This window comes from Blattabacterium cuenoti, from assembly GCF_014251795.1.
In the GTDB taxonomy this organism is placed as follows: Bacteria; Bacteroidota; Bacteroidia; order Flavobacteriales; family Blattabacteriaceae; genus Blattabacterium; species Blattabacterium cuenoti_AB.
Window position 1 is genome coordinate 272,366 of sequence record NZ_CP059201.1, and the last position, 21,721, is coordinate 294,086.

Annotated in this window: 22 protein-coding genes and 2 tRNA genes; 13 read left to right on the forward strand and 11 right to left on the reverse strand. The window is 25.6% G+C overall.

What is annotated here, in order from left to right:
• Position 1: 1 nt before the first annotated feature.
• Positions 2-637, reverse strand: a complete 636-nt coding sequence (pnuC, locus tag H0H55_RS01305; RefSeq protein WP_317168411.1) for a nicotinamide riboside transporter PnuC — start codon at positions 635-637, stop codon at positions 2-4.
• Complete coding sequence (locus H0H55_RS01310; RefSeq protein WP_238784178.1) at positions 634-1,233, reverse strand: 4'-phosphopantetheinyl transferase family protein; 600 nt, start codon at positions 1,231-1,233, stop codon at positions 634-636. The genes pnuC and H0H55_RS01310 overlap by 4 nt, the downstream gene beginning before the upstream one ends.
• Positions 1,234-1,336: 103 nt before the next feature.
• Between H0H55_RS01310 and H0H55_RS01315 the strand changes: the two genes are divergently transcribed.
• Positions 1,337-2,341 carry an Mrp/NBP35 family ATP-binding protein gene (locus H0H55_RS01315; protein ID WP_185861505.1) on the forward strand — a complete coding sequence of 335 codons (1,005 nt, stop codon included), beginning with the start codon at positions 1,337-1,339 and terminating at the stop codon, positions 2,339-2,341.
• A 3-nt stretch (positions 2,342-2,344) separates the two neighbouring features.
• Here H0H55_RS01315 and H0H55_RS01320 read toward each other — a convergent pair whose 3' ends face one another.
• A complete protein-coding gene (locus tag H0H55_RS01320; protein ID WP_317168412.1) occupies positions 2,345-3,154 on the reverse strand; it encodes a purine-nucleoside phosphorylase in 810 nt (269 codons plus the stop codon).
• Between the two features lie 85 nt (positions 3,155-3,239).
• Complete coding sequence (gene murB / locus H0H55_RS01325) at positions 3,240-4,265, reverse strand: UDP-N-acetylmuramate dehydrogenase (RefSeq protein ID WP_185861506.1); 1,026 nt, start codon at positions 4,263-4,265, stop codon at positions 3,240-3,242.
• 99 nt (positions 4,266-4,364) lie between these two features.
• Between murB and H0H55_RS01330 the strand changes: the two genes are divergently transcribed.
• Both H0H55_RS01330 and rlmB read left to right on the forward strand, forming a co-directional pair.
• Positions 4,365-4,628 carry a YtxH domain-containing protein gene (locus H0H55_RS01330; protein ID WP_185861507.1) on the forward strand — a complete coding sequence of 88 codons (264 nt, stop codon included), beginning with the start codon at positions 4,365-4,367 and terminating at the stop codon, positions 4,626-4,628.
• A gap of 363 nt (positions 4,629-4,991) precedes the next feature.
• The gene (gene rlmB / locus H0H55_RS01335) at positions 4,992-5,753 is read left to right on the forward strand and encodes a 23S rRNA (guanosine(2251)-2'-O)-methyltransferase RlmB (protein ID WP_185861508.1); all 762 of its coding nucleotides are present in this window, start codon (positions 4,992-4,994) and stop codon (positions 5,751-5,753) included.
• Here the strand turns inward: rlmB and H0H55_RS01340 are convergent.
• Positions 5,737-6,720, reverse strand: coding sequence for a phenylalanine--tRNA ligase subunit alpha (locus H0H55_RS01340; RefSeq protein ID WP_185861509.1), 984 nt, complete (start codon positions 6,718-6,720; stop codon positions 5,737-5,739). The two genes, rlmB and H0H55_RS01340, sit on opposite strands and share 17 nt — an antisense overlap.
• Complete coding sequence (locus H0H55_RS01345; protein ID WP_185861510.1) at positions 6,701-7,081, reverse strand: hypothetical protein; 381 nt, start codon at positions 7,079-7,081, stop codon at positions 6,701-6,703. Before H0H55_RS01345 ends, H0H55_RS01340 begins: the two co-directional genes overlap by 20 nt.
• A 25-nt stretch (positions 7,082-7,106) precedes the next feature.
• Between H0H55_RS01345 and H0H55_RS01350 the strand changes: the two genes are divergently transcribed.
• Both H0H55_RS01350 and H0H55_RS01355 read left to right on the forward strand, forming a co-directional pair.
• Entirely contained in the window at positions 7,107-7,616 is a 510-nt protein-coding gene (locus H0H55_RS01350; RefSeq protein WP_185861511.1) for a CvpA family protein, read from the forward strand.
• Positions 7,606-8,595 carry a LuxE/PaaK family acyltransferase gene (locus H0H55_RS01355; RefSeq protein ID WP_185861512.1) on the forward strand — a complete coding sequence of 330 codons (990 nt, stop codon included), beginning with the start codon at positions 7,606-7,608 and terminating at the stop codon, positions 8,593-8,595. Before H0H55_RS01350 ends, H0H55_RS01355 begins: the two co-directional genes overlap by 11 nt.
• Here the strand turns inward: H0H55_RS01355 and H0H55_RS01360 are convergent.
• The 3 genes from H0H55_RS01360 to der all read right to left on the reverse strand — a co-directional run bounded on the left by H0H55_RS01360 (position 8,592) and on the right by der (position 12,933).
• Entirely contained in the window at positions 8,592-10,892 is a 2,301-nt protein-coding gene (locus H0H55_RS01360) for an inorganic phosphate transporter (RefSeq protein WP_185861513.1), read from the reverse strand. The two genes, H0H55_RS01355 and H0H55_RS01360, sit on opposite strands and share 4 nt — an antisense overlap.
• A gap of 83 nt (positions 10,893-10,975) precedes the next feature.
• Complete coding sequence (gene ruvA, locus H0H55_RS01365; protein ID WP_185861514.1) at positions 10,976-11,572, reverse strand: Holliday junction branch migration protein RuvA; 597 nt, start codon at positions 11,570-11,572, stop codon at positions 10,976-10,978.
• A gap of 32 nt (positions 11,573-11,604) precedes the next feature.
• On the reverse strand, positions 11,605-12,933 hold the full coding sequence (gene der, locus H0H55_RS01370) for a ribosome biogenesis GTPase Der (protein WP_185861515.1): 1,329 nt from the start codon (positions 12,931-12,933) through the stop codon (positions 11,605-11,607).
• Positions 12,934-13,010: 77 nt separating this feature from the next.
• On the opposite strand from der, the gene trmD reads away from it, so the two are divergent.
• The gene (gene trmD, locus H0H55_RS01375) at positions 13,011-13,682 is read left to right on the forward strand and encodes a tRNA (guanosine(37)-N1)-methyltransferase TrmD (RefSeq protein ID WP_185861516.1); all 672 of its coding nucleotides are present in this window, start codon (positions 13,011-13,013) and stop codon (positions 13,680-13,682) included.
• Here trmD and argH read toward each other — a convergent pair.
• Positions 13,679-15,034, reverse strand: a complete 1,356-nt coding sequence (argH, locus tag H0H55_RS01380; RefSeq protein WP_185861517.1) for an argininosuccinate lyase — start codon at positions 15,032-15,034, stop codon at positions 13,679-13,681. The genes trmD and argH overlap by 4 nt on opposite strands.
• 82 nt (positions 15,035-15,116) lie before the next feature.
• On the opposite strand from argH, the gene gyrB reads away from it, so the two are divergent.
• The 3 genes from gyrB to truB are packed head-to-tail and all read left to right on the forward strand — an operon-like array spanning position 15,117 to position 18,565.
• A complete protein-coding gene (gyrB, locus tag H0H55_RS01385; protein ID WP_185861518.1) occupies positions 15,117-17,036 on the forward strand; it encodes a DNA topoisomerase (ATP-hydrolyzing) subunit B in 1,920 nt (639 codons plus the stop codon).
• Between the two features lie 24 nt (positions 17,037-17,060).
• Positions 17,061-17,852 carry an undecaprenyl-diphosphate phosphatase gene (locus H0H55_RS01390; protein ID WP_185861519.1) on the forward strand — a complete coding sequence of 264 codons (792 nt, stop codon included), beginning with the start codon at positions 17,061-17,063 and terminating at the stop codon, positions 17,850-17,852.
• Positions 17,849-18,565 carry a tRNA pseudouridine(55) synthase TruB gene (truB, locus tag H0H55_RS01395; RefSeq protein WP_185861520.1) on the forward strand — a complete coding sequence of 239 codons (717 nt, stop codon included), beginning with the start codon at positions 17,849-17,851 and terminating at the stop codon, positions 18,563-18,565. Before H0H55_RS01390 ends, truB begins: the two co-directional genes overlap by 4 nt.
• Here the strand turns inward: truB and rpsP are convergent.
• Positions 18,562-18,900: a 30S ribosomal protein S16 gene (gene rpsP / locus H0H55_RS01400; RefSeq protein ID WP_185861521.1), complete on the reverse strand. Its 339-nt coding sequence runs from the start codon at positions 18,898-18,900 to the stop codon at positions 18,562-18,564. The two genes, truB and rpsP, sit on opposite strands and share 4 nt — an antisense overlap.
• Positions 18,901-19,019: 119 nt before the next feature.
• On the opposite strand from rpsP, the gene H0H55_RS01405 reads away from it, so the two are divergent.
• From H0H55_RS01405 to H0H55_RS01420, 4 genes are all read left to right on the forward strand, one after another.
• Positions 19,020-19,090 (forward strand) — tRNA-Gln (locus H0H55_RS01405).
• 56 nt (positions 19,091-19,146) lie between these two features.
• The gene (locus H0H55_RS01410) at positions 19,147-20,550 is read left to right on the forward strand and encodes a dicarboxylate/amino acid:cation symporter (RefSeq protein WP_185861522.1); all 1,404 of its coding nucleotides are present in this window, start codon (positions 19,147-19,149) and stop codon (positions 20,548-20,550) included.
• Between the two features lie 18 nt (positions 20,551-20,568).
• Positions 20,569-21,624 (forward strand): diphosphomevalonate/mevalonate 3,5-bisphosphate decarboxylase family protein, encoded by a 1,056-nt coding sequence (locus tag H0H55_RS01415; protein ID WP_185861523.1) that lies wholly within the window; start codon positions 20,569-20,571, stop codon positions 21,622-21,624.
• 21 nt (positions 21,625-21,645) lie between these two features.
• Positions 21,646-21,720: transfer RNA gene (locus H0H55_RS01420), tRNA-His, on the forward strand.
• Position 21,721 lies beyond the last annotated feature (1 nt).

Genomic DNA, 21,721 nt, shown 5'->3' on the forward strand with positions numbered 1-21,721 from the left:
CTCAATTGATCGCTTTTTTTTTCCATATAAAAAATCCAAATATAGCCAATAAAACAAGAATCATAAATAAAATTCCTGTCATGAAGAATCCCTTAAAAAAATAAATAGGAACGGAAATACTATTTCCAACCATCCAAAATATCCAGTTTTCTACTTTTTTTATGGACATTTGATACATCCCAGAAAAATAGATACCCGTTGTCAGTACATCCATCCAATCATAATGATATTGAAGTTTTCCATAAAAATAATAAATCATTATACTGAAAATACAGGTAAGTAAAAACAAAATAAAGGTGTTAAAATAATCTTTTTGATTGCAAAAAGTAATAGGTATTTTTTTATTTTTCTTTTTTTTATACATCCATGTATACCATCCGTAAAAGCTCATCAACGTATAATATACGTTAATCATAAAATCTCCATAAAGAGAAGTCAAAAAAGTTAAATAACTATATATAATAGTGCTAACTATTCCTATTGGATATACCCATATGTTATTTTTTTGAGCAAAAAAAACACTAAATATTGTAAATGTGACAGCAGTCAATTCTAAAATTGTGTGAAAATAACTATTATGATAATAGGGAGATAAAACTATATGGATCCAATCATTCATCATATTCATTGAATTCATTTGTTGTCTATAACATAAACTAAGTAATATTCTTCTATTTTTCTGTAAAAGGCAAAAAACCGTTTACTATAGGAATTTTTTATAATCCAGCATGAGACAAAAGAATCCTTTTTAATACAAAAAGGAGATACCTTATAATGATTTAAAAAACTATAGAAAATTCCTCCTTCTAGTTTATATAAACTTTCTTTAATTCCCCATATAATATGTAAATAATCTTCTTCATAATTTGGATGAATAAAAACAGATTCATCATCTCTAACAAATTTTTTTTTTATTTTCACTATTTTTTTATTTTTTCGTAATTTTTCTATATCAATTCCTATTTGATAAGAACTTATGGCTATAGCTATTCTTTCAAAAGAATGACTTATAGAAATATGTTTTTTTTCTGAAAAAAGGAAAGGCTTGCTTTTTTCATTATAAAAAATATTCATTTTCATACCTATATATTTAAAGGCATAACGTACTCCTAAAAATTCTCTTTTTCGTTTTTTTGATAATGATAAAAAAAATATCTTTTCTTTATCTGAAAGATAAAGTTTTTTTAAAAACATAGTTTCTAAAAAATATTTCCATCTAAAAACTATGATCATCGTATGAAAGATCTTATGAAATTTAGAAGAGTATAAATTCATTTGATATAATCAATAAATCTAGCCATTTTTTTTGTACTATTGTGAATATAATTATTTATGTATGAAAAATAAAATTGAAAAAGCGTTAAAAAATGTTATGATGATTGATAATAAAAATATTGTAGAATCCGGTTTAGTAAAAAAAATAGATTTATTAAATAATGAAATCCAAATCTATTTGATTTTATCCAATCCTACTATGCATATAAAAAATAGACTCATAAAGGATATTACTCATTCTATAAAAAATCAAAATATTTTAAATACAATACGTATAAAAATAGAAATAAAATCCAATATCAAAATTAAACCAAAAAATATAATTGCTATAGCTTCTGGAAAAGGAGGAGTAGGAAAATCTACAATAGCAACAAATATTGCTGTATCTTTAGTTCAAATGGGTTTTCATGTTGGATTATTAGATGCGGATATTTACGGCCCTTCTATTCCATTAATGTTTCACATTGAAAATAATTCTGGAAATTTACAACATGAAAATGGTGTTATCAATCCTATTACTAGTTATGGAGTTAAAATTTTATCCATAGGTTTTTTTTCAAAAGATGGACAGGCTATTGTTTGGAGAGGCCCAATGGTTACTAAAGTTTTGAGACAATTTATACATGAAACTAATTGGGGTGGTTTAGATTTTTTAATTGTAGATTTACCACCAGGAACAGGGGATATTCATTTGTCTCTTTTGCAAGAGATTCCATTAAAAGGAATTGTGATAGTTAGTACGTCTCAAAAAATAGCCTTGTCTGATGTTAATCGTTCTGTAGGTATGTTTCGTATTAGATCGATTTATGTTCCAATACTTGGAATTATAGAAAATATGTCTTATGTTTTTTCAAAAAAAACTAAAGAAAAATATTATTTTTTTGGAAAAGATGGAGTAAGAGATTTTTCCAAAAAAATGAATTTATTTTTTCTTGGAGAAATTCCGATGTTACAAAATATACGAGAATGTTCAGACTTAGGAATTCCTGTTGTTATAGAAAACGAATATGTTAGAAATATATTTATAAAAATTACAAAAAATATTATAAATCAATTGGATAAATAATATTTATATACAAAGTTTGATAAATTCTTTGACTATTAATATGAGCAGAGATATAGATTTTTCTGTTTCTTTATAAAAATTAATTTCGTCAAAATTATGTTGTCCATTATCTTTAAGTTTTTCATATAATCCCATTACAATGGATATAGCAAATACTCGTAAATTCATAGATCTAGCTGTTATGACATCTTGAACGATATTTATACCCACACTATCTCCCCCCATAGATCGTATCATAGCATATTCTGCATAAGTTTTATAATTCGGATAAGGATAAGCAACATATACTCCTTTTTGAATAATGATATTGTGATTCATTGCAATATTTTCTGCAATTTCTATCATTTTTTTATCATATGGTTCTGTAATTTGAAAAAATTTATTTTTTATAAATCCTTTTATATTAGTATTTTCAGGAAAAAAATTAATATGATCTTTAATCAACATAACATCTCCCATTTTATAGTTTGGATTGACTCCACCAGAAATATTAATCAATATTAATTTATCTATTCCTATATTTTTACACAGTAAAATAGGAAAATTGTTAGTTTTCTTTTCTTCATAAGAAGGATAAGGTTCAGGTTCTATTAAAAGAACCACATTTTTATTTTCTATTTTACCGAATAAGAATTTTCCATATAAATTTGAGAAAAGGGGTATTTCTTCATAAGAAATACATATAGGATTTTTCATCTCTTTTATCAGCTGATCAAACTGACTTTCTAATAATAAAATTCCAAAATCAGGTTTTTCTTTGATTTTATTTTGTATGTATTGTTTCGATTTATCTAAACTCATAGTCATTAACATAAATTCAAGTTGTTATCAAATTATACGAACACCCCAAATAACCTAGAAAAAAACAAAGGTAAATTGTTTCATGATTTATTTTTACTTATTGTATGACATTGACTTCTCTTGATAAAGAAATATTGAACTTATTTTTTATGTTTTTCGTTATTTTTTCTGAAAAAGAATAAATTTCCATTCCTGTAGCTTTCCCATAGTTGACTAGAATAATGGGTTTTGTTTCATACATTCCTACATTTCCAATTTTTTTTATTTTCCATCCTATATTTTCAATTAGTGAATTAGCAGATAATTTTATTTTATTATTAGAAATATTATAACCTATAATAGCGGGATATTGATGTTTGATTTTTTGAAAATATAGTAGTTCTACTACAGGATTGATAAAAAAACTACCAGCATTTCCAAGTTTTTTAGGATTTGGAAGTTTTTTTTTTCTAATATTAAAAATTGCCAGACTTAAATCGTGAATAGTAGGTTTTTTTTTAATATTCATATTTTCTAATTCTTTTTGGATTTCCACATAAGATGTATTTAATTGTTGATATTTCTTTTTTAAAAGAAAAAAAACAGACAAAATCAGAAATTTACTTTTATACTGAGGATGTTTAAAAAAAGAATAACGATATTTTAGTTGACATTCTTTACGAGTCAATTCTATTATTTTTCTATTGTCTGTTTCATATGCTTGTACTTTAATTAAAGTATCCTTGATTTCTGATCCATATGCTCCAATATTTTGAATAGGAGCGGCTCCAACTGTACCAGGAATAAATGATAAATTTTCTAAACCACTAAATCCTTTTTTTATTGTCCAACTGACAAATTCATGCCAATTTTCTCCAGCAAAAGCTTGAACCATAACTTGATTATCATTTTCTTTAATTACTTTTTTTCCTTTAATTCCCATTTTCATTACAATACCATCATAATAATTTTTTAAAAAAAGAATATTACTTCCATTTCCCAAAAAAAGTTTTGAAATTGATGGATATATATCGAAAATTTTTTGAATTTCCTCTATACTTTTCACTTCTACAAAATAACGAGCAGAAACATTTATTCCAAATGTATTGAATTTTTTGAGATAAAAATTTTTTTTAATGAACATGTAAAAAATATTTCATAAATATATAAATACAATTTTGTATGTAAATATTGTATGGTTAAATTTATTAGTAAGAGTAAAAATATAAAATTGTTATTTCTTATGAAAAAAGTAGGAAGTTTTTTTTGGGGAGTTATTTTAGGAACCATGGCAGGTTTAATAGTAGGAATGATATTAGCTCCAAAAAAAGAAGAAAAAATCAAAAATATGTTAGGAAAAAAAACAGAAGAATTAAGTGATTCTATACAGGAAATTGGTAAGAAAATTGGAAAAAAAGTGTATCAAATTAAATCAAATCTTGAATCTAAGTGGAAAAAAAATAAAATAGAAAAAATGGATAAAGTAGAAGATGAATTAGGAACTTAAACTTTAATAAGTTTTTTATTTTTTTAAAATGTTCATTTTTATAAAAAATTTTATTCATCAAAAATGGTGTTTTTTTATTAAAAAAGTCATTAAAATATTGATTTCCATTATGACAGAGATTTTTTTGAATTTTTTTTTATTGATATTTTGCATTATTATTTTTTTTTTAGTGAGCCTTTCTTTATGTTTTTTCTTTTCTTTTTATTTTGATAATTATGTAGTAGGATTTGGAATTCTAACTATTTTATATTTTATAATTTTTATAATTATATTTTATTTTGGAAGAAATATTACACGGTTTCTCATCAAAAATTTATTAAATAAATCTTTTATTAAAATTTTTGATGAGAAAAATAATATATTATGAAAAAATTAGAAATTGTTTATGGAATCCATCCATTAATAGAAGCGATTATCGCTAATCAAACTATTAAAAAAATCTTTTCTCAAAGAGGACTCAAACAAGTATCAAATGCTTATAAAAAATTAATCTCTCTTTCCAAAGAGAAATATATTCCAATTGAAATCGTTTCAAAACAAAAATTTTACCAATTTAAAAACAAAAATCATCAAGGAGTTTTTGCTATTCTCTCTCCTATCAAAACTTATCATATCCAAGATTTACTTCCTATATTTTATGAAAAAGGTAAAAATCCACTTTTAATCATTTTAGATAGAATTACAGACGTCAGAAACTTTGGATCTATAATACGAACCGCTGCATGCGCAGGAGCAGATGCTATTATTATTCCAAAAAAAGACACAGCTATGATTGGATCCGATTCTATCAAAACTTCTTCAGGAGCTTTATTTAAAATTCCAATATGTCAAGAAAAAAATATATTAAACACGATAGAGTTTTTGAAAAATTCTGGGTTAAAAATCGTTTCTGCTACAGAGAAATCCAATATATATTGGTACAATATTGATTTTTCAGGTCCAATAGCTTTAATATTAGGAAATGAAGAAAAAGGAATTTCTTCAAAATATTTAAAAAATTCCTATGAAAAAGCAAAAATTCCAGCAAAAAAAGGAATTTCCTCTTTAAACGTATCTGTAGCTTGTGGGGTTATTTTATACGAAATTTTGAGACAAAGAAAATATCAATTTAAAACTCGCTTTTAAATTGTTTTAAAAAACGAATATCATTATCAAAATAAATTCTAATATCTTTCATTTTGTAAATAATTAAAGATAAACGTTCGATTCCCAATCCAAAAGCAAATCCAGAATAAATTTCTGAATCAATATTTACGTTTTTCAAAACTTGTGGATCTATCATTCCACAACCCATAATTTCTATCCATTCATTATTACAATATATATCAACTTCAACACTAGGCTCTGTGAATGGAAAATAAGAAGGACGAAATCTAATTTTTTCTTCTCCAAAAAGAGAGGTAACCAAATAATGAATTGTTTGTTTTAAATCATAAAAAGAAACCTGTTTATCTATATAAAATCCTTCCGCTTGATGAAACATAAAATTGGAACGTGATGAAATAGTTTCATTTCTATATACTTTTCCTATAGACATTACACGAAAAGGGGGCCTATGTTTTTTCATATATCGGATTTGCACAGAGGAAGTATGTGTCCGTAATAAAATATCTGGATTTTTACACAAAAAAAATGTATCCTGCATATCTCTGGATGGATGAGATATAGGAATATTTAAAGCTGTAAAATTATGCCAATCATTCTCTATTTCAGGGCCATCTTCGTAAAGAAATCCAATTTTTGTCAAAATATCTATGATTCTGTTTTTTATAATAGATAGTGGATGTCTGGATCCTATTTCTATAGATTTTCCAGGTATAGTAGGATCAAATTTTGGTATTTTTTCATTTTGAATCTCATTTTTTGATTGAAAAATTTTTATTTTATTTTGAGCTTCTTTTTTTAATTCATTAATAATTTTTCCATAAATCTTTCTTTTATGAATTGAAATTTTTTTCAATTCTTTAATTAAAATTGTTATAATTCCCTTTTTTTTACCTAAAAATTTAATTCTAAATGTTTCTAAATCATTACGTGTTTTAATGCGAAAACATTTAATTTCTTCTTTAATTTTATCTGTTTTTTGATTCATATTGTATAATATTTTCGTCATTCATATAACGAATAATAGCTTTTTTAATTAGAAATAATTGTTCTTCATGATTAAAAGGAATCTTATTTTTCAATATGTAATGGGGCCATCCTTCCTTATCTCTTCCAATAAATAAATAATACCCAAAAGGTTCTAATATTCTACATATTGCAATATGTAGAATATTGATTTTATCTTCTTTATTGAAAAATGGATTCTTTCCTTTTCCTAATTCTTGAATTCCTATTATATAAATAACTCCAATTATATCAATTTTTCCTTCTATTGAAAAATTATCTTGCATATACGACATGACTTTATTCCAATTGAGATAAAATTTGTGCATAAATTTTTTTTCCATTTTATTTAGTATATTAAAAATAGTTATGTTAGATGTAATAATTATAATTCTAGTTTTGTATGGTGTATATCATGGATATCAAAAAGGATTAATTTCTCAACTTTTTATATTTATGATATTTTTTATGTTTATTTTCAAAGGTTTTTATATTTATCATTTTGTAAAAGAAATGTTAAAAGAAATGAATATCGTAAATCAAAAATCTTATGTATTGATAATTTATTCTTTAATAATTTCACTTTTTTCTATTATTTTTATAGCTTTTTTGACTAAAAAAATAATAGAATTCATAATGATGATCACATGGATGAAGCCTATAAATAGATTATGTGGTGGAATATTAGGCATGATTAAATATTTTTTTCTTCTTTCAATATGTCTTTCTTTGTTAAAAGAAGGAAATAAAAAATTAGATCTTTTTCCTAATAATTTTTTTCAAAATTCCTTTGAAAAAGAATTTCAATTTTTCTTGTATCAAAAAGGATCTTTATTGGATAAATTGAAAGAATTATATTTTAAATTTTATGAAATTTGAAAAAAAGATTTTTTCTATATCATCAAAAAAAGAATTTGATAATTTGACATGGGATATATTTCACTATCAAATTAAAAATAATCAAGTTTATCAAACTTATCTTCAATCTTTAAATATTGATCCATTTGAAATAAAAAATATCTCTGAAATTCCTTTTTTACCTATTTCTTTCTTTAAAACACATTGTATTAGTATTAGTCCAACAGATTGTGATTGTTATGATATCATTTTTACTAGCAGTGGAACTACTGGTATAAAAAGTAAACATTATGTAAAAAATTTGAGTATTTATATTGATAGTATTAAAAATAGTTTTGAGTTTTTTTATGGTCCAATAGAAAAATTTCAGTTTTTAGGATTTTTTCCTACAGATCGAGATCGAAAAGATTCTTCTTTGATTTATATGGTTAAATATTTAATACAAAAAACTCATAAAAATGGAAGTCATTTTGTTCCTAATAATAATATCCGTTTTATTCCTAATAAAAATGGTAAAAATATTTTAATTTTTGGACTTAGCTTTTCTTTATTGGATTTTATAGAAAAATATAATCATATGAAACTAAATAAGAATAAAAACAAAGTTATAATTATGGAAACAGGAGGAATGAAGGGGAAAAAAAAAGAAATTATTAGAGAAGAATTGCACAATAAATTAAAAAAATTTTTTTGTGTAAAGGAAATTCATTCGGAATATGGAATGACAGAATTGCTTTCTCAAGCATATGCAAAAAAAAACGGAATATTTCAATGTCCTCCTTGGATGAGAATATATATAAGAGATACTGAAGATCCTTTTATCCATATAGATAAAAATAAAATAGGAGCAATTGATATTATTGATTTATCGAATTATTTATCTTGTCCTTTTATTTCTACTGAAGATTTAGGTAAAAAAATTAATGATAATGAATTCGAAGTATTAGGAAGAATAGATTTTTCAGATATGCGAGGATGTAATTTAATGACCATTTTCTAGAGAGCTAATGTGTCTTTTTTTTTTGATGAAATATGGGATAATGCATTTTTATACAATAAAATAATATCTTTTATGCTTTCTGTTATTTTTTTTGATTGTAAAAGAATATCCAACATCAAGAAAGTGTTTTTTGTTCCATATTTTTTATGAATAATACCCATTACTTGTTCATTCATTTGCCCTTCAATTTTTTTTGAAATCTGATTTCGTATCACACAATAAAATTTAATCTTTTTTATATTTTTATTTTTTGTTATTTTTTTTATGATATGAAAATGTTGAATCATAAGATGTTCGAGTGTTAGTAAATTTTTTTTTTGTTTATATTTTAAAGGTTTGTGGCTATTGATGACATGAAATAAAGTATGATTCGTAATAATATCTGAAGATTCAATAATTTCTTTAATTTTATTATATATATGTAAATATAGTATTCCAGCAATCGGTTCTCTATTTTTTGTTTTTCTAATCACTTTAATTAAAGAGTTATGTATACTTGCAAAATTTTCTTTTTCTTTTAAAAAGTTATTTCTACTCTTTTGAAGAGTTTTTAAATTTTCTTGGGTAATTCCTTCTATACTATTTTTATAAATATTTTCAATATGTTCAAGTATCGGTTTTAAAATATCAAAAGTTTTGTTTAAAGTGGTTTCTAAAGTTAAATTCACTATTCCAAAAAACGGTTTTTCTTCTATTTTTAGATCTTGCATTTTATTATAGTTTTTGTAACTTCTATAAAAAACAAATAAAATAAAAAAAATTAGTAAGGAAAGAGCCCAGACTTTAAAAAAATATAAAAAAGCAGCAGTAATTCCTGCCATAGTAAAAGCTATTAAACCTGTTAAAAACCATCCTCTTATAACTTTTAACACACCTGAAACTCTGTAAACAGCACTTTCTCTATCCCATGCTCGATCTGAAAGAGAAGTCCCCATAGACACCATAAAAGTGACAAAAGTGGTAGATAATGGTAGTTTTTGAACTGTAGCTATAGATATCAATATGCTGGATATAGTTAAGTTTGCAGAAGCTCTAACTAAATCAAAAGCAACGCTTTCTTCTTTTTGTATTTTTTTTGGTTTAAAATTTTTTTCTATTTGAACCAAAAGTCTTTTAGGAAATAATTTAAAAAAACGATTCCCTAAATGTAAAAAGAATCGAACAATTCCTCTAGAAAAAGAATTAGATAAAAATTTTTCTGGTCCTTCATTTTGTCTACTTAAATTAATTTCTGTGCTCGTGATATTTTTGGTTTTTTTTGAAAACCAAAGAGTCAATATCATGATCATTCCTGAAAAAATTAAAAAATAAGATGGAACTTGTACATTTCCAGATAAACTTTTCATATGAAATTTTTCGGCAGGAGGGCTTCCCGATTCTTTCCATATGTTATAAGATTGTATACTAGCTATAGGAATACCGATAAAATTGACTAAATCATTTCCTGCAAAAGCCATAGCCAAAGAAAAAGTTCCATATAATACTACAAATTTTAATATATTATATCCTAAAGAAACAAATATTTTTGCTATAATAATCCACGTTGAAAATAATATCAACAAAAAAATAAAAAAATTATGGTGAATCCATTTTATGAAACCTTGAACTAATAAGGAAAAACCTGTTAAGTTTTCATCAATAAAACCCTGAAAAGTACTATGCAATCCTCTAACAATTAGAAAATAAGTCATACTACTCAATGAAATACCAGTCCATATCACTCCTATATATTTTAATCTATTTTCATATTCAAAACTAAATAAATAACGAATGAAATAATGAATAAAAGCACCAGAAGTAAAAGAAATGATAATAGATAAAAAAATACCTATACTAATAGTAAATGTTTTTTCAGCTTTAATGTATAAAGCTAAATGATGAAAAGGTTCGTTATTCAATGGAGAAGTCATTTTGATCATGGCTATACTGAAAGCTGCACCTAATAAACAAAAAACCATAGATACTGTAGTAGAAGTTGGTAATCCCAAAGTGTTAAAAATATCTAGTAAAATAATATCGGATATCATAACCGATAAAAAGATAAAAATAATATCGGAAAAATAAAAATAGGAAGGATCAAAAACTCCTTTTCTTGCTACTTCCATCATTCCACTAGATAAAAAAGCTCCTAATAAAATACCTAAACTAGCAAAAATCATAATAGTTCTACGAGAAGCAACTTGAGATCCTATAGCAGAATTTAAAAAATTAACGGCATCATTAATTAAACCAACAATCAAATCAAATATTGATAAGAAAAAAAGAACTACTATAATTGAGGGATAAAAAAATTTCATAAATAAGAGGTATTATTGAATTCACAAAAAAAAGTATATTATTAAAAATTAATATTTATTTAATAAATAGTGAATAATTTTTATTATTTGACAATTTTTTTTAAAGATTCTTTAATGAGATTTTCTACAGAAAATTCTGGATTTTTATACAAAATATCATCCAAAACTTTTTTAGATTCTTTAGGAGAAAATCCAAGCACATTCAAAGCACTTAAAGCTTCTTTTTTTATTAAATAAGATGGATCTTTCAATAATTTTATGTTTTTTCCTTTTTTAGGAATAATTTTATCCTTTAGTTCAATAATAATTCTTTGAGCTGTTTTTGTCCCAATTCCTTTAACTTTTTTAAACACTTTGATATCTTCTTTATATATAGATTTTTCTATTTCATATGGAGTGAGAGAAGATAATAACATTATAGCCGAATTTGGACCAATTCCATTCACGGATATCAAATTAGAAAACATTTTTCTTTCTTTTTTATCAAAAAAACCATATAAAACATGTTGATTTTCTTTTATAAACAGATAAGTATATATGCATATATCTATGTCTTCTTTCAAAAGCAAAGAAGAATAGGTATATGAGGATATATGAATATGATATCCGACTCCATGACAATCTATAATTAAATAAGATTGATTTTTTTCTATTAATTTTCCTCTTAAATGTGTGATCACGATATTATCAATCGATAAAAATCCAATACAAATTATTTTTTTCTAAAAAAAATTTGTATTGGGACTCCTATAAAATCAAAATGAAAACGAATTTTATTTTCAACAAATCTTTTATAAGATTCTTTTATGTATTGAGGAAAATTCGAAAAAAAAATAAATTTTGGCGTGCACGAAGGCAACTGAATACAATATTTGATAGTTATGAATTTATTTTTTTTATTAGGAGTAGGAGGATTTTTTTTAAAAATTGGTAACATAATTTTATTTAAAATATTCGTTTTTAATCTTTTTTTACTGTATTTTAAAACCTGATAAGCCATAGGAAGAATGTTGTCTATTCCATATTTATTTTTAGCAGATATAAAAATAATGGGAACATTATCAAATGGATAAATTTTTTTTCTTATAAAAAATTCATAATCTTTTTGTGTATGAGAATTATTTTTATGAAATAAATCCCATTTGTTAATAAGAATTATGATCCCTTTATGATTTTGTTCTACTAATCTAAAAATATTCATATCCTGTTTTTCCCATCCACGATATGCATCTACCATTAAAAGACAAACATCCGCATATTTGATTGTTTGAAATGTTCGAATAGTAGAATAAAATTCAATGTGATCTTTTATTTTTGATTTTTTTCTGACTCCAGGTGTATCTACTAAAATACACTTGTATTCCCATTTCTTGTAAAATACATCTAAACTATCTCTGGTTGTACCAGAGATAGTTGTCACAATATGATGGTTTTTATTTAGAAAAGAGTTAATTAAAGTAGATTTTCCAACGTTAGGACGTCCTATGATTGAAAAACGAGGAATGAATTCGTTTTCCAATATTTTTTCTTTTTTTTTCAGTAATTTATGTTTAAATATTTCTATTAATTGATCTAGCAATTCTCCTGTCCCACTTCCATTGATAGCTGATACATAGTAATATTTTTCAAATCCTAAATGGAAAAAATCTGTATTCTGATATAGATTTTTTCCATTATCTACTTTATTTACAACTAATAAAATTATTTTGTCACATTTTCTTAATATTTTAGCGATTTCTCTATCTGAATCTAAGATTCCGATTTTTATATCGACTAAGAATAAAATAACATCAGATTCTTTGATAGCTATGAAAATTTGGTTTTTTATTTCTTTTTCAAGCATATCATTTTTTGAAAATGAAAAACCACCAGTATCCACTACAGAAAATTTTACTCCATTCCATTCTGAATTTCCATAAATACGATCTCTTGTAACTCCACTTGTGACATGAACAATTGCTTTTCTTCTTCCTACAATACGATTAAAAAAAGTAGATTTTCCGACATTAGGACGTCCTACTATGGATACGATGTAATTCATTTTGAATAAATTATTCACAAAGGTATAATTTTTTCGTTTTTATCAATCAAAGTGTATATTAACAAAAAAATAATGCGTTGCGTATAGACATTATTAGTATAGTACCTGAAATTTTTCATAGCCCTTTTTCCAATTCTATTATTAAAAAAGCGATGAACAAAGGGTTGGTTGATATTCATGTTCATGATTTACGTCAATATGGTTTAGGAAAACGAAAAAATGTGGATGATTATCCTTATGGAGGTGGATCAGGAATGATTCTTAGAATAGAACCTGTATATCAATGTTTTTCCAAACTTTTGTTAGAAAGAGATTATGATGAAAAAATTTTTATGACTCCTGATGGAAAATTATTTTCACAAAAATATGCTCAAGATTTAACTGAAAAGAAAAACATTATCATTCTTTGTGGTCGTTATAAAGGAATTGATCAAAGAATTAGAGATCATTTAATATCAAAAGAAATATCTATTGGAAATTATATTTTATCTGGAGGTGAACTAGCTGCTGCTGTTGTTGTTGAATCTATAGTTAGATTGTTACCTGGAGTCATAAAAAATCAAGATTCCATTTTCACAGATTCTTTTCAAAAAGAATTTTTCATAGCTCCACCCATTTACACTCGTCCAAAAGTTTACAAAGGGTGGGCTGTTCCAAAAACACTTCTATCTGGACATCACAAGAAAATAAAAGATTGGTTTGATAAAAAATCTATGCAATTTAAACAAGATTCGGATTCTTTAGATTAATATAATGGGTGATAAATTAAACGTTTTATCACTTCGTTTATTTTATCAAAATCAAACTCTTTTATCACATCTTGCATTAAATTCCTAATTTTTGTATTACACAAATTTCCTATACTTCCTTCATGAGAATAATAACCCTTAGTAAAGGGTTTAAAACATTTGTTTTGTATATCTAAATCTACTTTTTGATAAGCTTCCCTAAAAGAATATCCCTTTTCAACTACCAATTTTTTCACAACTTCTACACTAAACAGATATTTATACTTATCATCCTGAATAATATCCTTTTTTACTATAATATAATTCAACATATATTGAAACATAGAAAGGCATTTTTTTATCTCATCAAAAAGAGGAATAAATCTTTCTTTAATGATTTGAAAATCTCTATGATAACCGGAACATAAATTAGAAGAAATTAAAGATATTTCGTTAGGTAACGAAGTGATTCTATTACATTTAGCTCGTATCATCTCAAAAACATCCGGATTTTTTTTATGAGGCATAATACTCGATCCAGTGGTCAAGTGATCAGGAAAACTAATAAAGTTAAAATTTTGACTTAAATATAAACAAATATCCTGTGACATTTTACTTAAAGTTCTTGCTAAGGAAGCAATAGATTCCGAAACTATTCTTTCCATTTTTCCACGTCCCATTTGAGCATACACTACATTATAATTTAAATTTTCGAAACCCAATAAATCAGTTGTCATTTTTCGATTTAATGGAAAAGAAGATCCATACCCTGCAGCGGAACCTAAAGGATTTTTGTTTACGATGCGATATGCGGTCCGTATTAATAGTAAATCATCTATCAAACTTTCTGCATATGCGGCAAACCAAAGACCAAAAGAAGAAGGCATTGCTATTTGGTAATGAGTATAACCAGGGATTAATATATTTTTATGCTGTTCACTTAATTTTAATAATAAATCGAAAAAAGAATAAGTCATGTATACGATCTCTTTGATTTCTGTGCGAACAAAAAGTTTTAAATCCACTAAAATTTGATCATTTCTAGATCTACCACTATGTATTTTTTTTCCAACTTCCCCTAAACGATTGGTTAACAAAAATTCTATCTGAGAATGAATATCTTCTATTCCTTCATCTATTTTAAAATTATTATTTAAAATTTCATGAATATAAATATTACGTAATTCTTGAATTATAATTTTGAAATCTTTTTGATTTAATAATCCTACACTTTTCAACATAATAACATGAGCTATAGTTCCTATCACATCATGTGGAGCTAAAAGTAAATCTATTTTTGAATCTTGACTTGAAGTAAAACTTACTATTTTTTTATTGAAACTAAAATTTTTTTTCTTTTCCCAAATTTTCACGTAATAATATTTTTTCTATATTTTTTTTTAAAGCTATAAATTTTATGTAAACTAAAAAAGACTCTAATAAAATTAATGGATTATGAATAAAAATAAAATAAAAGATTATACCGCAGATAGTATTCAGTCTCTTGAAGGAATTGAACATATTCGACTTAGACCTTCTATGTATATTGGAGATGTAGGAGTTAGAGGGTTACATCATTTAGTTTACGAAGTGATAGATAATTCTGTAGATGAAGCTCTAGCTGGTTTTTGCAAAAAAATATGGGTTACAATTCATAAGAATGGATTCATCACTGTACTTGATAACGGTCGTGGGATCCCAATAGAAATTCATAAAAAAGAAGGAAAATCAGCTCTAGAAGTTGTTATGACTAAAATTGGTGCAGGTGGAAAATTTGACAAAAATTCTTATAAAGTCTCTGGAGGATTACACGGAGTAGGGATTTCTTGTGTCAATGCTCTTTCTCAAAAACTTATAGTTACAATTTATCGTAACGGAAAAATTTATCAACAAGAATATTTGAAAGGAAGAGCCCTTTATCCTGTAAAATGTTTAGGAAAAACTAATATGCAAGGAACTAAAATTTATTATCTTGCTGATCACTCTATTTTTAATTCCATTATATATAATTATGAAATTTTAGCTAATCGATTAAAAGAATTATCTTTTTTAAATAAAGGGTTGTATTTATTTTTAAAAGATGAGAGAAAGGATATGAAAGAATATTTTTTTTCTAAAAATGGATTAAAAGAATACCTAAAAATTTTGGATCAAAATCAAGAATCTTTGACTAAAGAAATTCTTTTTATTGAAGAAGAAAAAGATAATACTCTTGTAGAAGTAGCTATGCAATACAACACTTCTTTTAAAGAAAAAATTTATTCTTATGTTAATAATATTAATACTTATGAAGGAGGAACTCATATTTCTGGTTTTCGAAGAGCATTAACAAGAACGTTAAAAAAATATGTTGATGGATATGGTAGTATTTTATCTAATAAAGTAGAATTAACTGGAGATGATTTTAGAGAAGGAATTACGGCTATTATATCTGTTAGAGTTATGGAGCCTCAATTTGAAGGACAAACTAAAACAAAACTAAGTAATCATGAAGTAGGAGGTATTGTGGATAAAATTGTAGGAGAAAAATTTCATAGTTATTTAGAAGAACATCCTAGTGATAGGAAAAAAATTATTGATAAAATTATATTAGCAGCTAAAGCACGTCAAGCAGCTAAAAAAGCTCGTGAATTAATACAAAAGAAGACTTCTATAAGTAGTATTTTACCTGGAAAATTAGCTGATTGTTCTTTCAGTAATCCAGAAAACTGTGAAATTTATTTAGTGGAAGGAGATTCTGCTGGAGGGACAGCTAAACAAGGAAGAGATCGAAATTTTCAAGCTATTTTGCCTTTACGAGGTAAAATACTCAATGTGGAAAAAGCTATGCAATATAAAATATTTGAAAATGAGGAAATAAAAAATATATTTACTTCTTTAGGAGTTTTTATTGGAACAGAAGAAGATCAAAAAATTTTAAACATAAAAAAACTTAGATATAATAAAATTATTATTATGACAGATGCAGATGTAGACGGAAGTCATATTTCTACTTTAATTTTAACATTATTTTTTCGTTATATGAAACCATTAATAGAAAAAGGACACATCTATATTGCTACACCTCCACTTTATTTCATTCGAAAGGGAAAACATTACCAATACGCTTGGAGTGATCAAGAAAGAGAAAACATTATCCATAAATTAGGAGGAAGAAAATATGTGAATGTACAACGATATAAAGGATTAGGAGAGATGAATGCAGAACAACTTTGGGAAACGACTATGAATCCTAAAAAAAGAACTTTACGGAAAGTAAATATAGAGGATTATTCAAAAGCAGATAAAATATTCTCCATTCTAATGGGAGATGAAGTTCCTCCACGAAGAAGTTTTATAGAAAAAAATGCAATACATGCAAACATTGATGTTTAATTTTTTCAATGAATTGATCATACTATGAATTATATTCAATCGATCCTGTTGGGGATTATTGAAGGAATTACAGAATTTTTTCCAATTTCTTCTACAGGTCATATGATTTTTGCGGCTTACATGATGGGAATCATAGAAAATAAAATAACAAATTTATTTCTTATTTCTGTTCAGTTTGGAGCTGTTTTATCTGTCGTATTTTTATATAGAAAAAAGCTTTTTTTTCAAAAATTTGATTTTTATATAAAAATTTGTGTAGCTAGTTTTCCTGTAGGAATTTTTGGTTTTTTTTTGAACAAAATAACCAATTTATTTTTGAATCAACCACTTATAGTCGCTTTATCTCTTTTAATAGGAGGATTAATAATTTTGAAAGCGGAGATTTTTTATGAAAAAAATTTTCTTAATAAGAAAAACAATATTACTTATTTGAAAGCTTTTATTGTTGGATTATTCCAATGTATAGCTTTAGTACCAGGAGTATCCAGAAGCGCAACGACTATCGTTGCTTGTATGTTACAAAATATAAATAGAATAAAAGCTATTGAATTTTCTTTTTTTTTATCTGTTCCTGTTATCATAATTGCGACATGCAAAAAATTATTTGACTATTATTTCCAATTAAATTATTTGACATTTAAAGATATGGAATTGTTATTATTAGGAAATATAGTATCTTTTATCACTGGAATGATATCCATAAAATATTTCATAAAATATTTAAAAAATTTCAAATTTTTTGGATACTATAGAATTATTTTAGGAACTTTTTTTCTGATTATACATTATTTTATTAAACCAATTATAAAATTTTGATTATCAATTTATCAGAATTAAAAAATGGAAAAATATTATTAGTAGATAAACCATGGGGATGGTCTTCTTTTGATATTGTTAAAAAAATAAAAAGTCATATTATCTCTACCATATCTCAAGAAAATCTGAAAATCGGACATACCGGAACCTTAGATCCTTTTGCTACAGGTTTATTAATCGTTTTAACAGGAAAATATACTAAAAAAGTAAATGAAATTCAAAATTATAAAAAAGTTTATACAGGCATTATCAAATTAGGTTGTGAAACTTTATCTTTTGATTCAGAAACAAAAGAGCATAATTTTTCTTCCATTTCGCATATTACTCCTCAGTTAATTGAAAAAATATCTAAAAGATTTTTAGGAGAAATAGATCAATTCCCTCCATCTTTTTCCGCTTTAAAAAAAAAAGGAAAAAGATTATATGAATATGCTAGAAAAGGAATCAAGATACTTGTCAGATCTAGACGCGTAAAAATTTATAAATTTCATATTTTAAAAATAGGAATCCCCTACATAAAATTTTTGATAGAATGTGGAAAAGGGACTTATATTCGATCTATAGCCAGAGATTTTGGACAAGCACTTAGAAGCAGAGCTTATATCCTTTCTTTAAGAAGAGAACAAATAGGAAATTTTTCAATGAATTGTTCTGATACTTATATAAAAAAATTAAATATTTCGAAAAAATTTACATGTTATTTACTAGATTAAATTCTATATTTTTTGTACCATGTGTGAAATCTTTTTTGGGATTCTTCATTAGTGAAGACGCCTTTTTTTACTCCTTCTAACAAATGTTTTTTCAATAGAACACCAGTTTTAGAAAAAATGGATTTAACCGTATTGGTAGGTTGTGCTCCTTTCATCAACCAGGATACAGCATTTTGTATTTTTAATACAGTTGAAGGAGGATCCGTATGAGGATTATATGTTCCCAATTTTTCAATAAATTTTCCATCTCGTGGAGCACGAGAATCAGCTACAACTATATGATAAATAGGTCGATGTTTTTTCCCAATTCTTTTTAAACGAATTTTTACGGACATAATTTGATTAATTTATATTATATATAAAACCTTGTTAACGTTTTTAAAGTCAAGTAGTCCAAATTTAGATATAATTATCATGTTTTTGAAAAAAAATGGTATATATTTACATTTTTCATAGACCCGTTGTGTAACGGTAGCACAGCAGATTTTGGTTCTGTTAGTTGGGGTTCGAGTCCCTACGGGTCTGTTACCTTATACCTTACCATGTAATAATTTTTTGATTGGATTTTTTATATAAAAAAAATGAGTACTGGAATGAAAATAAAAAAAGAAAAAGTTTTATTAGTAGCTTTTTTAAGTGTTTTGGCATATGTATTGATTCATTTATCAAAATCCTTATTAGGATTGGATAAATTGACTCTTTGCATATTAAGATATTTCGTAATATCTATTTTCATATTGTATTCTTTTATGAAAAAAGACTTAACTACTTGGATATTGTTATCCATTATCATAGGAATAGAAATAGGATTAGATATGCCAAAAATAGCTGTAGAATTAAGATTTTTATCTCAAATATTTTTGAGGTTGATCAAAACGATCATTGCACCAATATTGTTTTCAACTTTGGTAGTTGGAATAGCAAGTCATTCTAATATCAAACAATTAGGCAGCATGGGATGGAAATCCCTACTATATTTTGAAATTGTTACAACTTTAGCTTTATTTATTGGTCTAATTGCTATTAATGTATCCCAGGCAGGAGTAGGCATTGTTATCCCTTCAGGAATAACAAAACAACAATTACCAAAAGTAGAAAGTAGAACTTGGCAAGACACAATCCTTCATGTATTTCCAGAAAATTTTATAAAATCCATATATCATGGAGATGTATTGCCTATAGTCGTATTTTCCGTTATATTCGGTGTATCCATGGTTTTTTTAGAGGAGAAAAAACGAAATCCTATACTACTGTTTGCAGAAAGTCTTTCAGAAATCATGTTCAAATTTACTAAAATTATTATGTATTTTGCTCCTATAGGAGTAGGATCCGCTATTGCCTATACAGTAGGACATATGGGGTTGGATATTTTATATAATTTATTTCAATTGTTATTGACTCTTTATATTGCTTTACTGATTTTTTTGATCGTTGTTTTACTTCCTATTCTTTTTTGGATTAAAGTTCCTTTAAAAGGTTTTGTAAAAGCATTAGCCGAACCTGTTTCACTCGCGTTTGCTACTACAAGTTCCGAATCTGCTTTGCCTTTACTTATGGAAAATTTAGAAAAATTAGGAGTTCCCAGAAAAATTATAGCTTTTGTTATTCCTACAGGTTATAGCTTTAACTTAGATGGGACTACTCTTTATTTATCTTTAGCGACTGTTTTTGTTGCACAAGCGTCTGGTATTCCTTTAAGTTTTAGCCAACAAATATTTATAGGACTGACGTTAATTTTAACTAGTAAAGGAGTTGCTGGAGTACCGAGAGCATCTTTAGTAATTCTTTTAGCTACTGTAGCTTCTTTTGGATTACCGACTTGGCCTATATTAGCTATTATAGGGATAGATGAATTAATGGACATGGCTAGAACTACCGTAAATGTAATAGGAAATGGATTAGCTAGTTGTGTCATTGCTCGTTCTGAAGGAGAATTTGATGATAAAAAAATGTTAGATTACATCAAAAGTAAAAATGATTTGTAATTAAATTTTTAAAAAAAATTGTTTTTTTATAGGAAAAAAAAATATTCTATAGAACCTAACGGAGTAGTTACCTGTAAAAGTCATTCCAATATTGCTTTAATTAAATACTGGGGAAAACATAATAATAAAATTCAAATACCGTTGAATTCATCTATTAGTTATTCTTTAGGAGGAATATATACGGTAACACGACTAATTTATAAAGAAAAGAAAAAAAGTAATTTATCTATAAAAATATTTTTTTCAGGAAAAGAAAAAACGAGTTTTCTTCCAAAGATTTTAGAATTTTTTCATAGAATTTCATTTTATTGTTCCTATTTACAATATTATAATTTCATTATAGAAACTTATAATACTTTTCCACATAGTAGTGGAATAGCTTCTTCTGCTTCTTCCATGAGTGCTTTAGCTTTATGTATTATGAAAATAGAAAAAAAATTAGTCTCTTCCTTAAAAGAAGATTTTTTTTTCAAAAAAGCTTCTTTTTTAGCTAGATTAGGTTCTGGTAGTGCTTGCAGATCTATTTATCCTGGACTGGTTGTTTGGGGGTGTCATAAATCCATAAAAGGAAGTAATAATCTTTATGCTATTCCATATCCATATGAAGTTCATTCCATTTTTACAAAAATAGAAGATACGATTTTAATTATAGATGATGAACCAAAAAAAATATTGAGTACAAAAGGACATCAATTAATGAATAATCATCCTTATGCTAGAGAAAGATTTAAATGTGCAAATCAAAATATGAATCGGCTTATATCTATATTAAAAATAGGAGATTTCCAAGAATTTGGAGAATTAATAGAACATGAAGCTTTGACTCTTCATGCTATGATTATGACTTCTCGTCCCTATTTTTTATGGATGAAACCAAATACTCTGAATGTGATTCAGACAGTATGGAATTTTAGAAAACAGAGCAAAAAAAATATTTATTTTACACTAGATGCAGGCGCTAATGTTCATCTTTTATATCCTATTCAAGAAAAAACATCTATCATCAAATGGATATATAGTGATTTATTTTCTTATTGTAAAAAAATTATAGAAAGTTTTTGTTTACAGAATTAATTATCTTTGTCATTGTTATTGGTGGACGTAGCTCAGTAGGTTTAGAGCATCAGATTGTGGTTCTGAGGGTCGCCGGTTCGAATCCGGTCGTCCACCC

Coding starts and splice junctions, on each gene's coding strand:
- rlmB (WP_185861508.1), top strand. CDS start 4,992: ATGAAAAAATTAGAAATTGTTTATGGAATCCATCCATTAATAGAAGCG.
- H0H55_RS01355 (WP_185861512.1), top strand. CDS start 7,606: ATGAAATTTGAAAAAAAGATTTTTTCTATATCATCAAAAAAAGAATTT.
- rpsP (WP_185861521.1), bottom strand. CDS start 18,900: ATGTCCGTAAAAATTCGTTTAAAAAGAATTGGGAAAAAACATCGACCT.
- H0H55_RS01350 (WP_185861511.1), top strand. CDS start 7,107: ATGTTAGATGTAATAATTATAATTCTAGTTTTGTATGGTGTATATCAT.
- der (WP_185861515.1), bottom strand. CDS start 12,933: ATGAATTACATCGTATCCATAGTAGGACGTCCTAATGTCGGAAAATCT.
- H0H55_RS01315 (WP_185861505.1), top strand. CDS start 1,337: ATGAAAAATAAAATTGAAAAAGCGTTAAAAAATGTTATGATGATTGAT.
- H0H55_RS01320 (WP_317168412.1), bottom strand. CDS start 3,154: ATGTTAATGACTATGAGTTTAGATAAATCGAAACAATACATACAAAAT.
- H0H55_RS01345 (WP_185861510.1), bottom strand. CDS start 7,081: ATGGAAAAAAAATTTATGCACAAATTTTATCTCAATTGGAATAAAGTC.
- gyrB (WP_185861518.1), top strand. CDS start 15,117: ATGAATAAAAATAAAATAAAAGATTATACCGCAGATAGTATTCAGTCT.
- H0H55_RS01330 (WP_185861507.1), top strand. CDS start 4,365: ATGAAAAAAGTAGGAAGTTTTTTTTGGGGAGTTATTTTAGGAACCATG.
- murB (WP_185861506.1), bottom strand. CDS start 4,265: ATGTTCATTAAAAAAAATTTTTATCTCAAAAAATTCAATACATTTGGA.
- H0H55_RS01310 (WP_238784178.1), bottom strand. CDS start 1,233: ATGATCATAGTTTTTAGATGGAAATATTTTTTAGAAACTATGTTTTTA.
- H0H55_RS01340 (WP_185861509.1), bottom strand. CDS start 6,720: ATGAATCAAAAAACAGATAAAATTAAAGAAGAAATTAAATGTTTTCGC.
- H0H55_RS01410 (WP_185861522.1), top strand. CDS start 19,147: ATGAGTACTGGAATGAAAATAAAAAAAGAAAAAGTTTTATTAGTAGCT.
- H0H55_RS01390 (WP_185861519.1), top strand. CDS start 17,061: ATGAATTATATTCAATCGATCCTGTTGGGGATTATTGAAGGAATTACA.
- H0H55_RS01360 (WP_185861513.1), bottom strand. CDS start 10,892: ATGAAATTTTTTTATCCCTCAATTATAGTAGTTCTTTTTTTCTTATCA.
- pnuC (WP_317168411.1), bottom strand. CDS start 637: ATGAATTCAATGAATATGATGAATGATTGGATCCATATAGTTTTATCT.